The sequence below is a fragment of the Stenotrophomonas sp. 57 genome, from assembly GCF_030291075.1.
Classification (GTDB): domain Bacteria; phylum Pseudomonadota; class Gammaproteobacteria; order Xanthomonadales; family Xanthomonadaceae; genus Stenotrophomonas.
On record NZ_CP127407.1, the window covers coordinates 1,095,852 to 1,115,320 of the forward strand.

The 19,469-nt window shown below is 66.8% G+C and carries 13 protein-coding genes; 8 read left to right on the forward strand and 5 right to left on the reverse strand.

Translation table 11 applies throughout. The features are described from left to right. Window positions 1-202 precede the first annotated feature (202 nt). Together QP512_RS05045 and QP512_RS05050 are read right to left on the reverse strand one after the other, a co-directional pair. Window positions 203-2,959 (reverse strand): TonB-dependent receptor, encoded by a 2,757-nt coding sequence (locus tag QP512_RS05045; RefSeq protein WP_286071175.1) that lies wholly within the window; start codon window positions 2,957-2,959, stop codon window positions 203-205. Between the two features lie 277 nt (window positions 2,960-3,236). Next, window positions 3,237-5,249: a glycoside hydrolase family 97 protein gene (locus QP512_RS05050; protein WP_286071990.1), complete on the reverse strand. Its 2,013-nt coding sequence runs from the start codon at window positions 5,247-5,249 to the stop codon at window positions 3,237-3,239. 279 nt (window positions 5,250-5,528) lie between these two features. Between QP512_RS05050 and QP512_RS05055 the strand changes: the two genes are divergently transcribed. The 7 genes from QP512_RS05055 (at window position 5,529) to QP512_RS05085 (ending at window position 12,757) form a co-directional block, all read left to right on the forward strand. Beyond that, entirely contained in the window at window positions 5,529-7,721 is a 2,193-nt protein-coding gene (locus tag QP512_RS05055; RefSeq protein ID WP_286071176.1) for a Six-hairpin glycosidase-like protein, read from the forward strand. Then, window positions 7,718-9,205 (forward strand): MFS transporter, encoded by a 1,488-nt coding sequence (locus QP512_RS05060; protein WP_286071177.1) that lies wholly within the window; start codon window positions 7,718-7,720, stop codon window positions 9,203-9,205. Before QP512_RS05055 ends, QP512_RS05060 begins: the two co-directional genes overlap by 4 nt. Continuing rightward, the gene (locus QP512_RS05065) at window positions 9,205-10,920 is read left to right on the forward strand and encodes an alpha-amylase family glycosyl hydrolase (protein ID WP_286071178.1); all 1,716 of its coding nucleotides are present in this window, start codon (window positions 9,205-9,207) and stop codon (window positions 10,918-10,920) included. Before QP512_RS05060 ends, QP512_RS05065 begins: the two co-directional genes overlap by 1 nt. 83 nt (window positions 10,921-11,003) lie before the next feature. Then, on the forward strand, window positions 11,004-11,408 hold the full coding sequence (locus tag QP512_RS05070) for a hypothetical protein (RefSeq protein WP_286071179.1): 405 nt from the start codon (window positions 11,004-11,006) through the stop codon (window positions 11,406-11,408). Between the two features lie 76 nt (window positions 11,409-11,484). Then, the gene (locus QP512_RS05075) at window positions 11,485-11,871 is read left to right on the forward strand and encodes an SseB family protein (protein WP_286071180.1); all 387 of its coding nucleotides are present in this window, start codon (window positions 11,485-11,487) and stop codon (window positions 11,869-11,871) included. A 140-nt stretch (window positions 11,872-12,011) separates the two neighbouring features. Next, window positions 12,012-12,476 carry a GNAT family N-acetyltransferase gene (locus tag QP512_RS05080; RefSeq protein WP_286071181.1) on the forward strand — a complete coding sequence of 155 codons (465 nt, stop codon included), beginning with the start codon at window positions 12,012-12,014 and terminating at the stop codon, window positions 12,474-12,476. Continuing rightward, window positions 12,473-12,757, forward strand: a complete 285-nt coding sequence (locus tag QP512_RS05085) for a hypothetical protein (RefSeq protein WP_286071182.1) — start codon at window positions 12,473-12,475, stop codon at window positions 12,755-12,757. Before QP512_RS05080 ends, QP512_RS05085 begins: the two co-directional genes overlap by 4 nt. A gap of 133 nt (window positions 12,758-12,890) precedes the next feature. On the opposite strand, the gene QP512_RS05090 is transcribed toward QP512_RS05085, so the two are convergent. From QP512_RS05090 to QP512_RS05100, 3 genes are all read right to left on the reverse strand, one after another. After that, a complete protein-coding gene (locus QP512_RS05090; RefSeq protein WP_286071183.1) occupies window positions 12,891-16,475 on the reverse strand; it encodes a M1 family aminopeptidase in 3,585 nt (1,194 codons plus the stop codon). A 12-nt stretch (window positions 16,476-16,487) separates the two neighbouring features. Next, a complete protein-coding gene (locus tag QP512_RS05095) occupies window positions 16,488-17,390 on the reverse strand; it encodes an ABC transporter ATP-binding protein (protein ID WP_286071184.1) in 903 nt (300 codons plus the stop codon). Window positions 17,391-17,520: 130 nt separating this feature from the next. After that, window positions 17,521-18,552, reverse strand: coding sequence for a LacI family DNA-binding transcriptional regulator (locus QP512_RS05100; protein ID WP_286071185.1), 1,032 nt, complete (start codon window positions 18,550-18,552; stop codon window positions 17,521-17,523). A 293-nt stretch (window positions 18,553-18,845) separates the two neighbouring features. On the opposite strand from QP512_RS05100, the gene QP512_RS05105 reads away from it, so the two are divergent. Continuing rightward, the gene (locus QP512_RS05105) at window positions 18,846-19,442 is read left to right on the forward strand and encodes a single-stranded DNA-binding protein (RefSeq protein ID WP_286071186.1); all 597 of its coding nucleotides are present in this window, start codon (window positions 18,846-18,848) and stop codon (window positions 19,440-19,442) included. Window positions 19,443-19,469: the final 27 nt, after the last annotated feature.

Here is a 19,469-nt window from a genome sequence, read left to right on the forward strand (position 1 = left end):
GGTGGCGGTACTTGCGGGGACGGGGCCGAAGCGCCCCGTCCCTTTTTTGTGGGCGGCGCCCTGACGACCAACGGCCAGCCTTCGCGCAAAAGAAAACCCGCTGCCTGCGCAGCGGGTTTCCGGTCCTGCTCCCTGTTTCCTGTTGCCGGCCAGCGGCCGGCACCGCCGGGTCCGGGGGCGCCGGGCAGGGCCCGGCGCGACCTCAGAACTTGTAGTTCACGCCCAGCATGTAGGTGCGGCCCCACTCGATGTACTCCAGCGGACGGTCCTTGCTGCCGGCGTAGGTGCGGTACGGCTCGTTGGTCAGGTTGCTGCCCTGCAGCAGCAGGGTCAGGCCACGCAGGGCGCTGCTGTCGCTGAAGGTGTAGCTGACCTGCGCATCGGTCACGTTTTCGCCCACCACGTAGCGCAGGCTGCGGTTGCCGTTGAAGTTGCCGATCTCACCGATGAAGTCCGAGCGGCGGCGCTGGCTCACCCGTGCCTCGAAGCCGCTGCGCTCGTAATACGCGGTGAAGTTGTACACGCGCTTGGACAGGCCGGGCAGGCTGATCGGATCGGTGCCCACGCTGGACGCGCTTTCCGGATCCAGGATGGTGATGTCGCTCTTGTTGAACGTCGCGCTGGCCTGCACGCCGAAGCCGCGCAGGGTGTCGGTCAGCATCTCCAGCGGGAACGACGCGGTCAGTTCCAGGCCCTTCAGCGTACCGCCCTTGCCGTTCTGCGGCGCGGAGAAGGTGCCGGTGGTCAGTACCGGTGCGGTCATGCCCGGCGGCGGCACGTAGCTGCCCAGCAGTGCGGTGAAGTCATAGTTGTCGACCGACTGGGTGTAGACGTAGCTCTTCAGGTCCTTGTAGAAGATCGCGGCGGCCACGTAGGCCTTCTCGCCGAAGTACTTCTCATAGGACAGGTCCAGTGCGGTGGCGCGCCACGGGTCCAGCAACGGGTTGCCACCACTGCCGCCAGGGCGGCCGGTGCCGGTATCCACGCCGAATTCCAGGCCGGCACGCATCTGGTCCACGCGCGGGCGTGCGACCTGCTTGGCGGCGGCGAAGCGCAGCGTCTGCTGGTGCGGGAACATGAAGGCCAGGTTCAAGCTCGGCAGCCAGTCGTTGTACTTGCGGCCAGCGGAGTAGGGCTGGATGTTGCTGCCAGCCGGCTGCGAGCTGTCCCAGTAGCGCGAATCCGAGCTCTGGTCGGTGTGCTGCATCTGCACGCCGATGTTGCCGCGCACGCCGACCACGCCGATGTCGGTGTTGATGTTCAGGCGCGCCCAGGCGGTGGTGATCTTTTCCTGCACCGTCCACGACTTGGGAATCAGGTAGTCCAGGTTGTCGACCGGGTTGAAGGTCATGTAGCGACCGACCGCGGCCGGCACGTTCCAGGCCGGGATGGTGCCGAGGCCGGCGAAGCTCAGGTCGACCGGGCGGTACTGCAGGTCCGAGGCGATGTTGGCATCGCCCTGTGCACCGAGCAGGATGTTGCCTTCGGACTGGGTCTTGACCTTGCGGCGGTCGGCGTAGTTCACGCCGATGTCCAGATCCGGCGCCCACGAAGCGATGGCCTCGGGCAGCGCAATCGTCGCGGCCAGCTTGCCGCCCTTCAGGCGGTCTTCCACCTGCGGCACCTTGCCGTAGCCGGAGCCATAGATGGTGTTGGTCAGGAACAGCGCATCGGGATTGGAGTAGTTCAGGCCCGGGCTGATCTGCGAGAAGCCGTTCTGGCGGATCGACACGCCGACCGTATCCAGCTGCGGCATCGGGGTCAGCTGCAGGTTGTTTTCCAGGTTCAGCTCATCGCGCGTGGCCTTGGAGTAGTTCAGGTCGGCGACCAGCTTGACGCCGCTGAAGTTGAACTCGTTGTTCCAGCCGAACGCATCAATCTTGTCCTTGCGCTTGTTGTACATGCCGCGCACCAGCGGGTACACGCCGCTGGCGGTGCCGCCGGTGAACGAACCATTGGCGTTGACCTGCGGGTTGCTGACCAGCAGGCCCGGGGTGTAATTGCCGTTGTAGTTGCTCAGGTTGAGCTCGAACTGGTTGGCGGTATCGACCTGCTCGGCTTCGGTGTGGAATGCATCGAAGGTGCTGGTCCAGCTGTTGTTCGGCCGGAACTGGATCGTGGCCATCACGCCGTCGCGCTTGTTGTTGCCGGTGCGGCGCAGCGCCTTGATGCCGTCGGAGAAATAGGTGCCTGCGCCCACGCCCGGGCGGTCGCCCTTGTCGGTGTGCTCGGTGGTCCACGGCTCGTACAGACCGACCTGGTTCTCCTGGATCGGCATGTCGCTGTGCGCGTAACCGATGGCGATGCCCAGGGTCTTGTCCAGGAACTGATCGATGTAGCTGGCGCTGAAGCGATTGCCGTAGGGATCGACGTTGGCGGCACGGCCGAGCGAGCTCTTCTGGTAGCGCCCACTGACCGCGATCACGCGCTCGCCGAAGCTGAGCGGACGCGCGGTCTGCATGTCGATGGTGCCCGACAGGCCCTGGCCCACCAGCGCGGCATCCGGGGTCTTGTACACGGTCACGCCATTGACCAGCTCGGACGGGTACTGGTCGAACTCGACGCCACGGTTGTCACCGGTGCTGACCACTTCACGGCCGTTGAGCAGGGTGGTGGCGAAGTCCGGTGACAGGCCGCGCACGCTGATCACCTGCGCACGGCCCGCCACGCGCTGCGCGGCCAGGCCGGGCAGGCGCGAGATCGATTCGGCGATGCTGACGTCGGGCAGCTTGCCGATATCCTCGGCGGAGATCGCTTCGACCACCGAGGTGGCGTCCTGCTTGACCGCGATCGCGCTCTCGATGCCGCGGCGGATGCCGGTGACCTGCACCGTATCCAGGTTGGTGGCGGCGGTGCCGGCCGGCGTGGTGGTGCTCTGCGTGGACTGTGCCGACGCCAGCGTGGGCGCCAGCACAACGGCCAGCGCGAGACTCAGCGCACTGCGCTTGTGGTTCAACATTTTCCCCTCCCAGGCAATGTTGCAGATCGATCTGTGAGCGTTCCGGTGGTGCCGTGAACGTGCGACGCGGTGGCCGCTGTCGTCGCCGCTATGGTAGGCAGCGCATTCTTCGCGGGAATCACCCTGCATACGTATTCAATGGTGTTTGCAGGGGTGTAATCGCTTTCAGGTGCGTCGTTCCGTAGAGCCGAGCCCATGCTCGGCTGCGTTCCGGTGCTGCGCACCGCCGCCCGAGCGTGGGCTCGGGTGCTACAGGGGCGCGCAGGCCGGAAAACGTTCAGCGAACAGGCGTGAATCGAACGGCCTGCCCACCGCCCGGAGCCAGCACCAGCGTCAGGGCATCGGCGCTGGTCACCTCGCGGGTTTCGCGGGCGAACGCGAACGGGTTGCTGCGGAAGTCGGCGCCTTCACCATCGCGGTAGATCTCTGCGCGATAGCGCACTCCGGGTTCCAGGAAGCCCAGCGACACCGGCAGCACGCGGCCGTGTTCATCGGTGATGCTGCCGAGGAACCAGTCGCGGCTGTTGCGGTCGCGGCGCACGATCGTCACGTAGTCGCCCACTTCGCCATCGAGCACGCGGCTCTGTTCCCAGTCCACCGCCACGTCTTCGATGAAGCGGAACGCCTCGCGGTGCTGCAGGTAGTGCTCGGGCAGGTCGGCGGCCATCTGGATCGGGCTGTACAGCACCACGTACAGGGCAAGCTGGCGGGCCAGCGTGCTGGGGATGGCCTGGCCGTGGCGGCCCTTCAGGCTGAGGATGCCGGGGGTGTAATCCATCGGCCCGGCCAGCATCCGGGTGAACACCAGGTTGACCTCGTGCTCCGGCGGGTTCGGCGGCTGGCCCCAGGCGTTGTACTCCATGCCGCGCGCGCCTTCGCGCGAGATCCAGTTGGGGTAGGTGCGGCGCAGGCCGGTGTCCTTGATCGGCTCATGCGGGTTCACCGACAGGTGCCGGCGCGCGGCCTCCTGCACCACCTTCAGGTGATGGCGAGCCATGAACTGCCCGTCGTGCCACTCGCGCCAGAGCGGGCCGCCAGCCGGATTTCGCCGGTCGACCTGGCCATCGTCGCAGACGTAGCCGGTCTTGAACTGGTCCACCCCCAGCCGTGCGTACAGGTCCAGCGCGGCGCCCAACTGATCCTCGTAGTGCTCGATGGCACAGCCGGTTTCGTGATGGCCGATCAGGTGCACTCCCTTTTTCAGGCCATACGCCGACAGCGCTTCAATGTCGAAATCGGGCGTGGCACGGGTGAAATCGAAGTCGTACCCATTGCCGACCCACATGCCGTCCCAGCCGGGGTTCCAGCCTTCCACCAGCACGCCGCGGAAGCCGTGGGCAGCGGCGAAATCGATCACCTTCTTCGTCTTGGCGGTGGTGGCCGCATGCTTCGGCCCGGTCGCCCAGCTCTCGTTGTCCAGGTGCATCGACCACCACACCCCGAGGTACTTGGCGGGCTTCACCCAGCTCACGTCGCCCAGTGCGTTGGGCTCGTTGAGGTTGAGGATCAGGTCTGACTCGACCAGCCCGCCTGCGCGGTCAGCAATCTGCAGCGTGCGCCAGGGTGTGGCGAAGGGCAGCGCGCGGCGGACCTTCCAGCCTTCGGCCGAGGGCGAGAGCTGCGCGCGCAGGCGCTGGCCCTCGGTGCGGCGCAGCCACATGCCGGCGTAGTCCACCAGCGCAGCCTCGTGGATCGCCACGTGCAGGCCATCGCGGCTGCGCACGGTCATCGGCGTATGCACCAGCGGCACTTCGCGCAGCGGGGTGCGCTGGTACAGGTACTCGTAATGGATCGGTTCGCCGGCGGGAATCCACCAGGCGGTGGAATCCTGTGCGATGGCAAACTCGGTCAGCTCGTCATCGATGATCGCTTCGCGCAGGTTCGGCTGCTCGGGGAACACGTAGCGGAAGCCGAGGCCGTCGTCGTAGACGCGGAACACCACATCCAGCCGCCGCTTGCTGCCCGTGGTCTCGGCCAGCTGCACGGTCAGCTCGTTGAAGTGGTTGCGGGTGAGACGGCGTTCGCCCCACGGCTGTTCCCAGCGTTCATCGACGTTGCGTTGCTGCCGGCCGATCACCGCGAAATCACGATCCAGGCGGCCATCGCGCAGGGCAAAGCCCAGCTTCGAATCCTCCACCACGGTCTCGCCGAAACGCTCGACGCGATAGCGCGCCGTGCCGCCGTCCAGCACCAGGCTGACCTTGAGCACCTTCCCGGGTGATTCGACGCTGGCGACCTGTGGCGCAGCCTGCGCCAGCGAGGCCACTCCCAACAGGGCCAGGCCGAGCATGTGCGCGAACAGCGCGCGTACAACCATGTGTGGCATCGGCATGTCCCCTCCCAAGGTGCCGTTGGCAGACCCGGACCATAAGCCAGCGCGGCAGGCGCGCTACCGCGTGGCGCCATGAATACGTATGCAGCTGGACGCAGCCGACGGCCCCGCGTCTACCATGGGGCCAAGGCACCTTGAGGGAGGGGCCGTGCCCGCCCGCCGGCAACGACGGTGCGGACCTACAACGCGTGCAGAGAGGGAGGGAGGCCGACGGGCGCAAGCCGGTCCGCCGCTTCGATGCTGAAGATCATTTGCCTGACCGCTGCCCTCGGGGCAGCGCTGGGATCGACCGCGCAGGCGGCCGACCTGCAATTCGACGGCCGCCATGCGCGTGCCGAAGGCGCTGCCAACGGCAGCTTCGTACTTCATGCACCGAAAGGTGAGGTGCGCATTGCCGCCGCGCCCATGCGCAGCCAGACCGGCAGCGTGATGTTCGACGCGTTGTTCGCGCTGGCCCAGCAGGAGATGGACCAGGACCGTGTGGACGCGATCCGCGATCCCGCGTTCGACGAAGGCCGGCCGGTGCCGTGCGAGTGCTTCCAGACCGGCGCGCGCTGGCCCTATGTGTGGACCCGCGATGTCAGCTTCGCCGCCGATCTGGCGCTGGCGCGGCTGGACCCGCAACGCACCCGGCAGTCGCTGCAGTTCAAGCTGTCGGCGGCCCGCGATGGTCACTCGCCCGGCCTGTTCGTGGCGCAGGACACCGGGTCCGGCGGCAGCTGGCCGATCAGCAGCGACCGCGTGGTGTGGTTCCTGGCCGCGCGCCACCTGCTGGATGATCCGGCGTTTGCCGATCAGGTCTGGCAGGCGCTGCAGGGCACGCTGGCACAGGACCGCGCGATGGTGTTCGACGCGCAGTCGGGCCTGTACCGCGGCGAGACCTCGTTCCTGGACTGGCGCGAGCAGACCTATCCGGACTGGACCCGCGAGGATGTGCGCTTCCTCGGCGATTCCTACGCGCTGTCCACCAACGTGCTGCACTACCAGGCGCTGCGCCTGGCCGAGCAGCTGGCGGCCCAGCGTGGCGACAGCCGTGCGGCCGAATACAAGGCCTGGGCCGATGCGCTGGCGCAGCAGATCGATGTGCGCTTCTGGCGCGAGGACATCGGCCAGTACATGAGCTACATCGGTGAAGCCGCGCATCCTGTGCCGTATGCCAAGCTGGATCTGCTCGGGCTGTCGCTGGGCATCCTCGCCGACGTGCTGCCGCCGGAGCGTGCGCGACGTGCGCTGGCGGCGTACCCGATGGGGCCGGCCGGCAGCCCGGTGGCCTGGCCGCAGGAAGCGCGGCAGCCGATCTACCACAACCGCGCGATCTGGCCGTTCGTCAGTGCCTACTCGCTGCGTGCGGCGCGGCAGCTGGATGATGCGCCACGCATCGCCGCCGAGATCCGCTCGCTGATGCAGGGTGCCGCGCTGGCCGGCTCCAATATGGAAAACTACGAACTGGTCACCCAGGCCGTCCATGTGGATGAAGGCGCACTGAGCGGCCCGGTGGTCAATTCCGAACGGCAGCTGTGGTCGGTGGCGGGGTACCTGTCGATGGTGGTCGAAGGCGTATTCGGCGTGCAGGACGATGGCCGTGTGCAACCCAAGCTGCCGACGGTGCTGGTGCCGGAGCTGTTCGGCACGCAGCGCAGCATCACCCTGGAAGCCAACAACAAGCGCTACGTGCTGGAGCGCCCGCAGACCCTGGGCGACGGCCTGCTGGTGGCGGGCAGCACCATCACGCGCGGCACGACCACCACGGTGCAGCTGGTCGCTGCACCGGCAGCGGCCGGTGTTGCCATCACGAGCGCGGACGCCAACGCACGCGCGCCGGCCACGCCGGTGGCGCCGCAGGTTCTGCGCAAGGGCGCGGGCTGGGACGTGCAGGTCGCGACGCATCACGTGCTGTGGCAGGACGGCCAGGCGGTCACCGCCAGCAACGGCGCGGCGCGCATCAGCGACGATGGCCTGCAGCACTGCCTCAGCCTGACCCGCCGCGAGGGCGGGCTGGAATCGCTGCACAGCCCGATGGTCTGTGTCGGGCCGGAGCAGCGGCTGAAAGGGGAGCAGCGCTGGCAGTTCACCTCGGCCAAGGCCGGGCATGTACGCCTGCGATTGCGGTACGCCAACCCGAACGGGCCGATCAATACGGGCGTCACCGCTGCTGTGAAGCAGCTGGCGCTGCAGTGCGCGGGCCAGCCGCTGCAACGGCACACGGTTGCACTGCCGCACAGCGTGGCCGTGCAGGATTCCACGGCGGCGACGTTCGCGGTACCCAAGGGGCCGTGCACGGTCACGCTTGAAGAGGGTTTCAACATGAGCGCGCTTGAACACTTCGCGCATTACACCGGTGGCAAGGGCGGGCGCGACGGTATGCTGAATCGGGCGCAGGTGCAGGCATTGAAAGTGGCGCAGGTGGCCGTGGAAGAGGGCGCACGATGAATCGTCCCGCCAAGCCACAGCTGTCGTTCTGGCAGATCTGGAACATGTGTTTCGGCTTCCTCGGCATCCAGTTCGGTTTCGCGCTGCAGAACGCCAATGCCAGCCGCATTTTCGAGACGCTGGGCGCGGACATTGATGCAGTGCCCGGGCTGTGGATCGCCGCACCGCTCACTGGCCTGCTGGTGCAGCCGGTGATCGGCTACCTGTCCGACCGTACCTGGACGCGCTGGGGCCGCCGCCGTCCGTTCTTCATGATCGGCGCGGTGCTGACCACGCTGGCCCTGCTGGTGATGCCCAACTCGCCGACGCTGTGGATGGCCGCCGGTACGCTGTGGGTGCTGGATGCTTCCATCAACGTGTCAATGGAACCGTTCCGCGCCTTTGTGGGCGACCAGTTGGCACCGCGCCAGCGGCCCACTGGCTATGCCATGCAGAGCTTCTTCATCGGCGTGGGCGCGATCGTCGCCAGCTTCCTGCCGTTCATCCTCGCCCACTTCGGCGTGGCCAATACGGCCGCTGCCGGTGAAGTGCCGGACACCGTGCGCTATGCGTTCTACTTCGGCGCGATGGTGCTGCTGGCGGCGATCAGCTGGACGGTGTTCAGCACGCGGGAGTATTCGCCGGCACAGCTGGCTGCATTCGATGATGCCGAGCCACCCTCGCACCATGCCGCGCGCGCGGTCAGCGGACCGGCACCGTGGATGCAGGTGGCGCTGTGGCTGGGGCTGGGCGCGCTGCTGGCCCTGCTGATCGCCTGGCGCCAGGGTGACAGGATGCTGTATGTGCTGGCGGGGCTGTGCGCAGGCTACGGCCTGCTGCTGGCCCTGGCCCGCGCGCTGCCTGGCACCCATATGCTGGCCGCCATCGTCGGCGACCTGCGGGCGATGCCGGTGACCATGCGCCGGCTGGCCTGGGTGCAGTTCTTCTCGTGGTTCGCGCTGTTCGCCATGTGGATCTACACCACCGCGGCGGTGGCCGGTGTCCACTTCGGTTCGGCCGACCCGAAGACGGCGGCCTACAACGAGGGCGCCAACTGGGTGGGCGTACTGTTCGGCGCCTACAACGGCTTCGCTGCGTTGGCCGCGGTACTGATTCCACCGATGGTGCGTGCCATCGGCCTGCGCTGGAGCCACCTGGTCAACCTGTGGTTGGGTGGCGCCGGTCTGGTCTCGCTGATGTTCATCCGCGATCCGCACTGGCTGCTGCTGTCGATGGTCGGCGTCGGCTTCGCCTGGGCGTCGATCCTCTCACTGCCCTACGCACTGCTGTCCGACAGCGTGCCGGCGTCGAAGATGGGCGTGTACATGGGCATCTTCAATTTCTTCATCGTGATCCCGCAACTGGTCGCCGCCAGCGCGCTCGGCTTTGCGCTGCGGGCGTGGCTGGGCGGCCAGCCGATGCATGTGCTGGTACTGGGCGGCTGCAGCCTGTTCGTCGCCGGCCTGTGCGTGCTGCGGGTTCCGTCCCGTCCGGAGGTGGTGTGATGCGTGCTGCGTTGGCTGTTGCTGTTTCCCTTGCCCTGTTCGCTGGCCAGGCCGTGGCCACTCCGCGCCCGGACTACGTTGGTACCACCGAGCCGTTCGCCAGCGATGCGGTGTACTTCGTGGTCACAGACCGCTTCGTCAACGGCGATCCCTCCAACGATCACCGCGACCAGGGTGGCAAGCACCGCACCTTCGATATCCCGGTGCCGTGCCCGGACAAGGTGGACGGCAACATCGGCTACCTCGGCGGTGACTTCCGCGGCGTGCTCGACAACGCGCAGTACATCCGCAACCTCGGCTTCGGCGCGGTGTGGATCACGCCGATCGTGGACAATCCGGACGAGGCGTTCACCGGCAGCAAGCCGATCAGCTGCACCAGCACGCTGACCGACCGTGGCAAGACCGGGTACCACGGCTACTGGGGCATCAACTTCTACACACTCGACGAGCACCTGCCGAGCAAGGATCTGGATTTCGCCGGCCTGACCAAGGGCCTGCACGGCGCCGGCCTGAAGGTGGTGCTGGACATCGTTGGCAACCATGGCTCGCCAGCCTGGGCCATGCCGACGCGGCAGCCGCAGTTCGGCCAGATCTTCGACAAGGATGGAACGCTGATTGCCGACCACCAGAACCTGCCGCCGCAGAAGCTGGATCCGAAGCACAACCCGCTGCACGCGTTCTACAACAACATCGGTCCGGTTGACAGCAAGGACGGCTCGATCTTCGACGGCAACCTGGCCGAGCTGTCCGACTTCAACCAGGACAATCCGGCGGTGATGGACTACCTGGTCGGTGCCTATCTGCAATGGACCGCGCAGGGCGTGGACGCGCTGCGCATCGATACCATCGGCTGGCTGCCGCACCCGTGGTGGCATGAATTCGTCAGCCGCATCCGCGCCGAGCACCCGGGCATGTTCATGTTCGGCGAAGCGTTCGACTACGATGCCGCGCGCATCGCCGAGCACACCTGGCCGGCCAATGCGAACGTGAGCGTGCTCGACTTCCCGTTGCGCGGTGCTCTGGAGCAGACCTTCGGCACCGCCGGCAAGGGCTTTGAGACGCTGGCCGAGCCGCTGCACCTGAGCGGTGGCCCGTATGCCAATCCGTACGAGCTGATGAGCTTCTACGACAACCACGACATGCCGCGCCTGCAGGCCAGTGACAACGGCTTCATCGACGCGCACAACTGGCTGTTCACCGCGCGCGGCATCCCGGTGGTCTATTACGGTTCGGAAACCGGCTTCATGCGCGGCCGCGCCGAACATGCCGGCAACCGCGCCTACTTCGGCCAGCAGCGCGTGCACGCTGCACCGCAGAGCCCGATCTTCGCGCCGCTGCAGCGCATCGCCAAGCTGCGTGAGGCGACCCCGGCATTGCAGCGCGGCCTGCAGGTGAACGAGCGGCTGCAGGGCGATGAGGCGGTGTTCCTGCGCGTTCTGCAGCATGGCGATGTGGCTCAGACGGCGCTGGTGCTGCTGAACAAGGGCGATGCGGCGCGCACCTTCGAAGTGGAGCGCTACCTGCAGGCCGGCACGTGGCGTGATGCGCTGGGTGGCGGCGAGCTGAAGGTCAAACGTACGCTGAAGGTGGAGGTGCCGGCGCATGGGGTGAAGGTCTACGTACTGGATGCACCCGTACAGCAGCCGGCCCTGCAGGTCGAGCTGGACAAGGCGATGGCCGACCAGCAGGCGCGCGACCAGCGGTTGAAGCGGTAGCGCCGGCCACTGGCCGGCAGCGGTAGATGGATGGCATATTCAACTGTCGGCCAGCGGCCGGCACCACGACAAGGATGGGTTGAATGATGCGACGTCTGCTGGTTTCGCTGGGCGGTGGTGTGGTCACCGGTGCCCTGATCGCTGCAGTGACCTTCCCATGGCTGGCGCGCACCGCCGCCATTGCCATGCCGCGCACGTTCAACGTCCATCTGTGGGACGCGCTGGTCGTATTCGGCCTGGGGGCCAGCGTGGTGGCGCTGCCGCTCATGCTGCTGGGCCTGCGCGTGGCCCGCGCACGTGGGCTTGAAGTGGCCGCGATGCTGGTGGCAGCCATGTTCGCTGTCGTGGCTGCCCTGAAACTGGTGGACGCGCTGGACGGCGGCGGCAGCGTGCTTCTGGCGTGGGCCGTGGGCATGCTGCTGGCCGCGCTGGTACACGGCTTCTGGCGGTCGTCCGGGCAGAAACCCCTTCAGGCGCAAGCCCAGTAGAGCCAGGCGTGCCTGGCTGAGCAGCCAATCGGGCGCGCCCCTACAATAAGCGACCCCCGAAACCTGCCGTACCGCCATGACCGACCTCGCCCCGCAGACCCCGATCGAAACCCTGCTGAAGGCGGCGATGGACGGGGCCGTGCCGATCCGCGCCTTCATGGAAGCCTTCGTCGCCTCCGAGGTGGTGTTGCTGACCGGCAGCCTGGTCACCCCCGACGGCAGCGGTTTCGACCCGCTGCTGTTCGACAAGCAGGGCACCCTGCACGTGGCCGTGTTCACCCACCCTGCGCGCGTGGGCATCTACAGCCAGCAGGTTCCCCATCAGATCCACTGGCTGATGCTGGACGTGCTGCGCCGCGTACCGGGCGGCTACGGCGTGGTGATCAACCCCGGCACGTCGCTGGGCTTCGAGATCTCGCCCAGCGGTATCGGCGAAATCCTGAATGACTTCGCCCAGGGCTGATTGCCCTGTGGAGCCGAGCCCATGCTCGGCTGCCCTTCACACAATCCCAGCTCAGTCGAGCACGGCTCGACGCTACAGAAGGCTTCCCTTCGAACGCCGTCCGTGATCCCCTTGGGCGACATCGGGATCGAGGCCTGGCCATGGAGTTCAGGGTATTGCCTGCCGACGCAGCGGAACGACAGCAATTGGCGCAGTGGTACCACGCGCAATGGGGCCAGGACGCCGGCCTGACGCTGGAACAGGAACTGCAACGGCTCAACCCGCCGCAGGATGCTGAAGGTTTCCCGCACCTGATCGCCGCTTTCGAAGATGGGCAGGTGGTCGGTGGAGTCCAGCTCAAGCGCCGCGAGATGCAGGCCTTTCCACAGTACGGGTACTGGTTGGGCAGCGTATTCGTGGCCGACAGCCATCGTGGCCGCGGATTGGCCAGTGGTCTGGTCGAACAGGCTGCGGCACAGGCCGCGCGGATGGGCGTTTCCGACCTGTACCTGCAGACCGAGGCCCTGGATGGCGGCCTGTATGCGCGGCTCGGCTGGAAGTCCGTGCACGAAGCCGACAGCAACGGCTACCGCGTGCTGGTGATGGTGCGCGAGGTGACCGCATGACGGCGCAGCATTCCCGCTCGGCCCTGATCTTCCTGATCGCGGCCATTGTCGTCGCGCTGGTGTCCATTCCGGTGCTGCGCGCGGTAGGCATGGTGCAGTGGCCGGTGTTCGTCATCGCCTGGCTGATCAACCTGGGCGCGGCTTGGCATCTGGCCCAGTGGGCGCGCCAGCAGGGGCGCTCGGGCTGGGCGTTCGGGGTACCGGCAGCGCTGGGTACGGTCGCCTCGATCGTGGTGTATGTGCTGCTGGCGTTGCTGGGGCCGAAGGCCGCGGTGCACTGAATTTTCGCGGCTGCCGTAGACAATGCGCCGAGCATGGCTCGGCACTACAGTAGGGCCAAGCCAAACAGCAAGGCCGAGCCAAGCCCGCACGTGTTGCGTGGAACGCCGGCGCACAGGCCGGCGCCACATTGCCTCACATCGTCACCTTGCGCCGGTTGTCGTCGCTTACCCGGTCGATCAGCTTGTTGTAGGGGTCGAAGCCCGCTTCATCCGGCTTCTCGTCCACCGTCACCGTGATCTTCGGCTCGGCACTGGTGATGTGATGGCGCTGCAGGTACAGCACCTTCTGGTCGCGTTCCTTGCCTGAAGGCCCGTTGGCGAACACGCCGATCTCGACCCAGTCGTCCATCGTGCCGTCGCTTTCCTGGCCCTTGCCGTCGGCATACTGCTTGGCTGCGTGCAGGTCCAGGGTCACGTCGTAGCGGCCGTCATCGCGCTTGCGGGCGCTGGCGGCCATCACCCGGTTGTCGTAGAAGCTGATCTTCTCGAACAGGTCGGTGACCAGCTGCTGGCGGTCGGCCGGGGTCTCGGCGCGGATGTAGGCCAGCAGTTCGCGCGAAGTGGTGTAGGGTGGTTGCTGGTAGCCCTTGTCCTGCAGGAATCGCTTCAACGCACGGTTCAACGCCTGCTCGCCGATCTCTTCGCGCAGCCGGTAGAACACCAGCGACCCCTTCTGGTAGTGGATGTACTGCTGGTTCTCCACGCGCTCCAGCGGCTGCTCTTCAATGGCCTCGCCACCGCGCCCGGACAGGTAGCCGTCCAGCTCGCGCTTGAGGAACTGGCGCATGTGCTGGCGGCCGTACTCCTGCTCCATCACCATCAACGCCGAGTACTGCGACAGCGACTCGGACAGCACCGTGGCGCCCTGCACGTTGGCGCCGATCACCTGGTGCGCCCACCACTGGTGCGCGATCTCGTGCGCGGTCACGTAGAACACGTAGTCCACCTTGTCCGGATCACGCAGGTCGGCGATGAAGCCGATCGCTTCTGAATACGGGATGGTGTTGGCGAACGACTGCGCGAAGCGGGCATAGCCCGGGAACTCGATGATGCGCACCTGGCGGTGCTGGTACGGCGTGAAGTTCGCTTCGTAGTACGCCAGTGACTTCTGCACCGCTTCGATCATCCGGTCCACGTTGTAGCCGTGCGCCGGGTCGAAATAGACCTCGATCGGGATGTCCTTGTACTTCGCCTTGCGCACGTCCCAACGCGCCGACAGGTAGGCGTAGAAGTTCAGCATCGGCCGGTCCATGGCATAGCTGAAGCAGCGTCGGCCATTCACCGTGGTCTCGTGCTGCAGGTAGCCCGGGGCCAGCGCGACCTGGTCCGGCGCGGTGCAGATGGTGGTGCGGAAATCGAGCCAGTCAGCATCATTGGAAATGTAGGTGTTGGCGCGCGACGCTTCGTCTTCCAGCTTGGGCATGCGCCGCGGCTCGCCGAGATCACGCTTGCGCCGCTCGTTGCGGTCGGTGATCTCGGCGCCTTCGTTGTAGCCGAACGACGGCAGCACGCGGCTGTTGAAGAAGGTGCCGTTGTCCACGAGGTTGCTCGGCGCCTGGCCGGCGGTGATGCCATTGGGCTTCTGCACCACCCGGAAATGCACGCTACGGGTTTCGCCCGGTTGCAGCGGCGTGTCCAGCCGGTAGATGCGGTAGCCGAGATCCTTGTCGTGGAAGGTCAGCGTCTGTCCGCCAAGATCGGCCGCCACCAGTTGCTTGTCATCACCCATCGAGACATGCAGTTCCGGGATCGGCTGCGCGTGCAGGTTGCGGATCGTCCAGTCCGCGTCGATCACCATCGACTGTGATTCGGGGAACAGGTCCACGCCGTTGTCCACCGCCACGATGCGCGGCTGCGGCAGGTTGCGGTACTTCGACAGCTCGCGCTCGTAGCGGGCCTGCAGGTCCAGCTGTTGATCCGGGGAAAGGAACTCGTTGCGGATGTTGGTGCTCCAGTACAGCCAGCCGCCGACGCCGACAAAGGCCAGGGTGGCCACTGCGGCGAAGGCACCGGTCGGACCGCGCAGGCGACGCCCGGCCAGGGCCAGGCGCTGGCGCAGGCCCTGGCTGACACCACGCACCCAGAACGCGGACGCCAGGCACATCAATGCCAGCAGGAACAACGCCCAATAGCCCTGGAACGCCAGCTGTCCGGTGAGGAAGTGGCCGTAGCCGTTCATGTCCGAATAGGGAGCGATCGGCCAGCTGCCGAAGTTGTATATGTTCTGCGTGTAATCGAGCATGCCCAGCACGCCCTGGCCGATCATCACCACGATCAGCAGCGCGTAGCCCACGAACTTGTTGTTGGTGAGCACCTGCAGCACCAGCGCCATGCCGCCCATCAGCACGTACACCACCGAATCCAGCGCCAGGCTGCGCAGGTACAGCAGCGGCTCCAGATGGGTGTAGCCCTTGGCCAGCTGCACGCCCATCGCCGCGAAGGCGCCGGCGGCCTGGAAGCAGGCGATCACCGCCACCAGCGCGGTGAACTTGGCCAGCAGCGGTACCCAGTTCGGCACCGGCATGGCGTCGGTCACTTCGTTGATGCGCGCGCCGCGTTCTTTCCAGACCAGCTCGCCGGCGAAGAACAGCACGATGATGATCAGCAGCCAGCTGAAGGCGCCCTGCAGGCCCATGATCATCTGTGAGGTGACCGGCCAGATCGAGGTGCCATACAGCGTCTGCCGGAACAGGGCGCTGGGCAGGAAGTTGGCCAGCCCCAACACCAGCAGCACGATGAACGGGACGCTGCGCAGCACGCCGCCGGTGTCGAAACACACCTGGCGCAGGAACTGGTGCCATGCGGTGCTGCCAGTGAACGCCGGTACCACGCGCGGCACGGCTGCGCGGGCAGGACGAACGATCACCGCATCGGCGGCCGCCAGCGTCGGCTTGCGTCCCCAGCGGCGGCGGCCGCTGCCGCTGCGTTCGGTGCGGAACAGCGCGAAGGTGGCGGCAAACAACACGGCGGCCACGCCCAGCCACAGGGCGCGGTTGGCCAGCAGGTAGCCGGTCAGCGCCGGAATGCCGCTGTTGCGTTCGGCGGTGGACCAGTAGCGGATGGTGCGGCCCAGTGCGCGCATGCCAAGCGGCTCGCTCAGCACCGCGATCCAGGTGTTGTCGATGTCGCGCAGCAGGGCGGCACTGGCACCGAACAGCACCAGATAGGCCACCAGGCCGATGTAGACCCACAGGATCGAGCGGGTCACCGCGGCCAGCAGTGACAGCAGCGCGGTGGTGAACAGCAGGTTGGGGATGACGATGACCGCAAAGGTCCAGGCATAGCCCTGCCAGCTGATCGGGCCCATGCGTTCGGGATCGACCCAGGGCATGAACGGCGCCAGCCACAGGCCGAACGCGATCACCACGTAGACCAGCAGCCCGGCCGCCAGTGCTGCGGCGATGCGACCGGCCAGATAATCGCGACGCTTCACCGGGCTGGCGAAGATCAGCTCGGCGGTGCCCAGTTCGAAATCACGCAGCAGTGCATTGCTGACGAACAGCGCGGTGACCAGCATGCCGAGCAGGGTGAAGATGCCCAGCATCTGCGCGATCACCGTCGGCGCATTGCTGTGCACGTTGCCGGTGCCGCCACCGATCTGCACCGCGTCGCTGGAGGCCGCGGCGAAGGCGAGCAGGGCGAACAGCCCGGCCAGCAGCCACAGCAGTGGAGAGCGCAGCTGCTCGCGCAGCTCGAAGCGGAAGAAGTTGAGGATCATGGTGTGCTCCGCTCAGGCTGCCACGCGGGCACGGGCCTGCAGGCGCAGGCGCTGGAAGTACACGTCCTCGAGATCGGGAGCCACGGCCGCGAAGCCATCACCTGGGTCGTTGGCGCTGTGCACGTGGATCACCGGGCGGCCCCCGACCAGGCGCGTGGACAGCACCACGTAGCGCGCCTCATGGTCGGCCAGCTCGGAAGGGTCGACCTGCTTGCGCCAGACCTGCTGCTGCAGCGCGTCGATGGCATCGGCCGGGCGCCCGGTCAGCAGCACCTGGCCCTTGTTCATGATCGCCATCGTCGGGCAGAGGTCGGTCACGTCCTCGACGATGTGGGTGGACAGGATCACCGCCACGTTCTCGCCAATCGCCGCCAACAGGTTGAGGAAGCGGTTGCGTTCCTCAGGATCGAGGCCAGCGGTGGGCTCATCGACGATCACCAGCCGCGGGTCGCCGAGCAGCGCCTGGGCAATGCCGAAGCGCTGGCGCATGCCGCCGGAGAAGGTGCCCAGCTTGCGCTTGCGCGCGTCCCACAGGTTCACCTGCTGCAGCAGGCCGTCGACCACTTCGCGGCGCTGCGCGCGTTGGGTCAGGCCTTTGAGCACCGCGAAATGCTCCAGGAGATCCAGCGCGCTGACCTTGGGGTAGACGCCGAAATCCTGCGGCAGGTAGCCCAGACGGCGGCGCACCGCGTCCTTGTCGCGCAGCACGTCGATCGGCGCCTCCCCAGGAATGGTGAGCACGGCCGAGCCGCTGTCGGCCTCCTGCAGGGTGGACAGCGTGCGCATCAGCGAGGACTTGCCGGCGCCGTTCGGCCCGAGCAGGCCGAACATGCCGCGCGGGATGTCCAGGCTGACATTGTTGAGAGCATGCACGCCGTTGGCGTACGTCTTGGACAGCGAATCGATCTTCAGCATGCGACGTACACCTTTCCATGGGCGTGTCTGCGCGTTATCCGCGCATCGGCCTCCGTGCGCATCCGCCGTTGGTCATGGGGGGAGAATTCCGCCCTCGCACATTGGGGCGTGGCGGGAGGTCTGGTGGCGCTTACCGGCGCAGCGACGATTCCCGCACCACCAGCTTCACCGGGATGCTCTGGCTCTCCACCGGCTGCCGGCCGATCAACGCCAGCAGGCGTTCCACCAGCAGCTGGCCGGCCTGCTTGGTGTCCTGCTGGACCGTCGTCAGCGCCGGGGACACCGAGGCCGCCAGCGGGATGTCGTCAAAGCCGGTGACCGCCACGTCCTGCGGCACCCGCAGGCCGGCTTCGCGCAGGGCACGGATCGCCCCGATGGCGATCAGGTCGCTGGCCGCGCAGATCGCATCGATCGGCTCGCCACGCGCCAGCAGCAGCTGGCAGGCGTCCTGGCCGGACGCTTCGGTGGTGATCGCGTCGTGCTGCAGCGCCGGTTCGGCGACAAGGCCGTGGTCCTGCAGGGCCGCCACATGGCCGCGGTAACGCTCCTGGAATTCCGGGTAGTGGCTGGAAGCGTGGCCAAGGAACGCGATGCGGCGGCAGCCCTGCTGCAGCAGGTGGGTGGTGATGTCGTGCCCACCCTGGAAGTTGTCGCTGCCGATCGACACGCCGGGCTGGCCGGGCAGGGCCGCACCCCAGCGCACGAAGTGCGTGCCCTGTTCGACCAGCCGCTGCAGGCGGTCGCGCGACTCGTGGTAGTCGCCGTAGCCGAGCAGGATGATGCCGTCGGCCTTGTTGCTGTCCTCGTAATCGGCCTGCCAGTCGGTGGACAGCTGCTGGAACGACACCAGCAGGTCCTGCCCGTGCAGGGCGCAGGCACGGGTGATCGAGCCGAGCATCGAATGGAAGAACGGGTTGATCAGCGAGTCGTCGTTGGTCGGGTCTTCGAAGAACAGCAGGGCCAGCGTGCCGGCATTGCGCAGGCGCAGGCTGGAGGCGTTCTTGTCGACCTTGTAGTTCAGCTCGCGGGCGATGCGCAGGATGCGCTCGCGGGTCTCGGCGTTGACCATCGGGCTGCCGCGCAGGGCCCGCGACACGGTCGGCTGGGAGACCCCGGCCAGGTGGGCGATGTCCAGGGAGGTGGCTTTGCCTTTGATGGTCATGGGCGAACGGCAGGGGGCAGGTGGAAGGTGCCCGGGCATGATGCCATGGGCAGACGCGAATGCCCTTGCAGGCGTCCGTCGGGGCGACGCTAAGTCATTGCCGTACAAAGAAATCAGTCTGAGCCTTGGCTGCGGTCAGGGACTTCTGACCCGGCGGATGGCGGCGGCAATGCTAAGATGCATCGTTCTCGCATTCCCCCAAATTTCACCAGGGGCGGCCCAGCGTACTGCACCCCTGCCTGGGGCTGTGCTATCACTGGCGGTCTGCCCTTGGACAACGGACGAAGGTACCTATGGCGCGCGGCATCAACAAAGTCATCCTGGTCGGCAATCTCGGCAACGACCCGGACGTGAAGTACACCCAGAGCGGCATGGCGATCACCCGCATCAGCCTGGCCACCACCAGCGTCCGCAAGGACAAGGATGGCAACCAGCAGGAGCGCACCGAATGGCACCGTGTGGTGTTCTTCGGCAAGCTCGGCGAGATCGCCGGCGAATACCTGCGCAAGGGCAGTTCGGTCTACGTTGAAGGCAGCCTGCGTTACGACAAATACACCGGCCAGGACGGCGTGGAGAAGTACTCCACCGATATCGTCGCCGACGAAATGCAGATGCTGGGCGGCCGCGGTGAAGGCGGCGGTGGTGGCGGTGGCGGCAACTACGGCGGCGATCGCCCGCAGCGCCAGCAGGCCCCGCGCCAGGAGTACGGCGGCGGTGGCGGCGGCCAGCGTGGCGGCCAGGGCGGTGGCTATGGCAACCAGGGCGGCAACCAGGGCGGCGGTTACGGCAACCAGGGTGGCGGTTACGGCAACCAGGGTGGCAACCAGCGCCCGCAGCCGCAGCAGGCGCCGCCGATGGACGACTTCGCTGACGACGATATTCCGTTCTAGACCACACTTAGTAAAAAAAGTAGATAT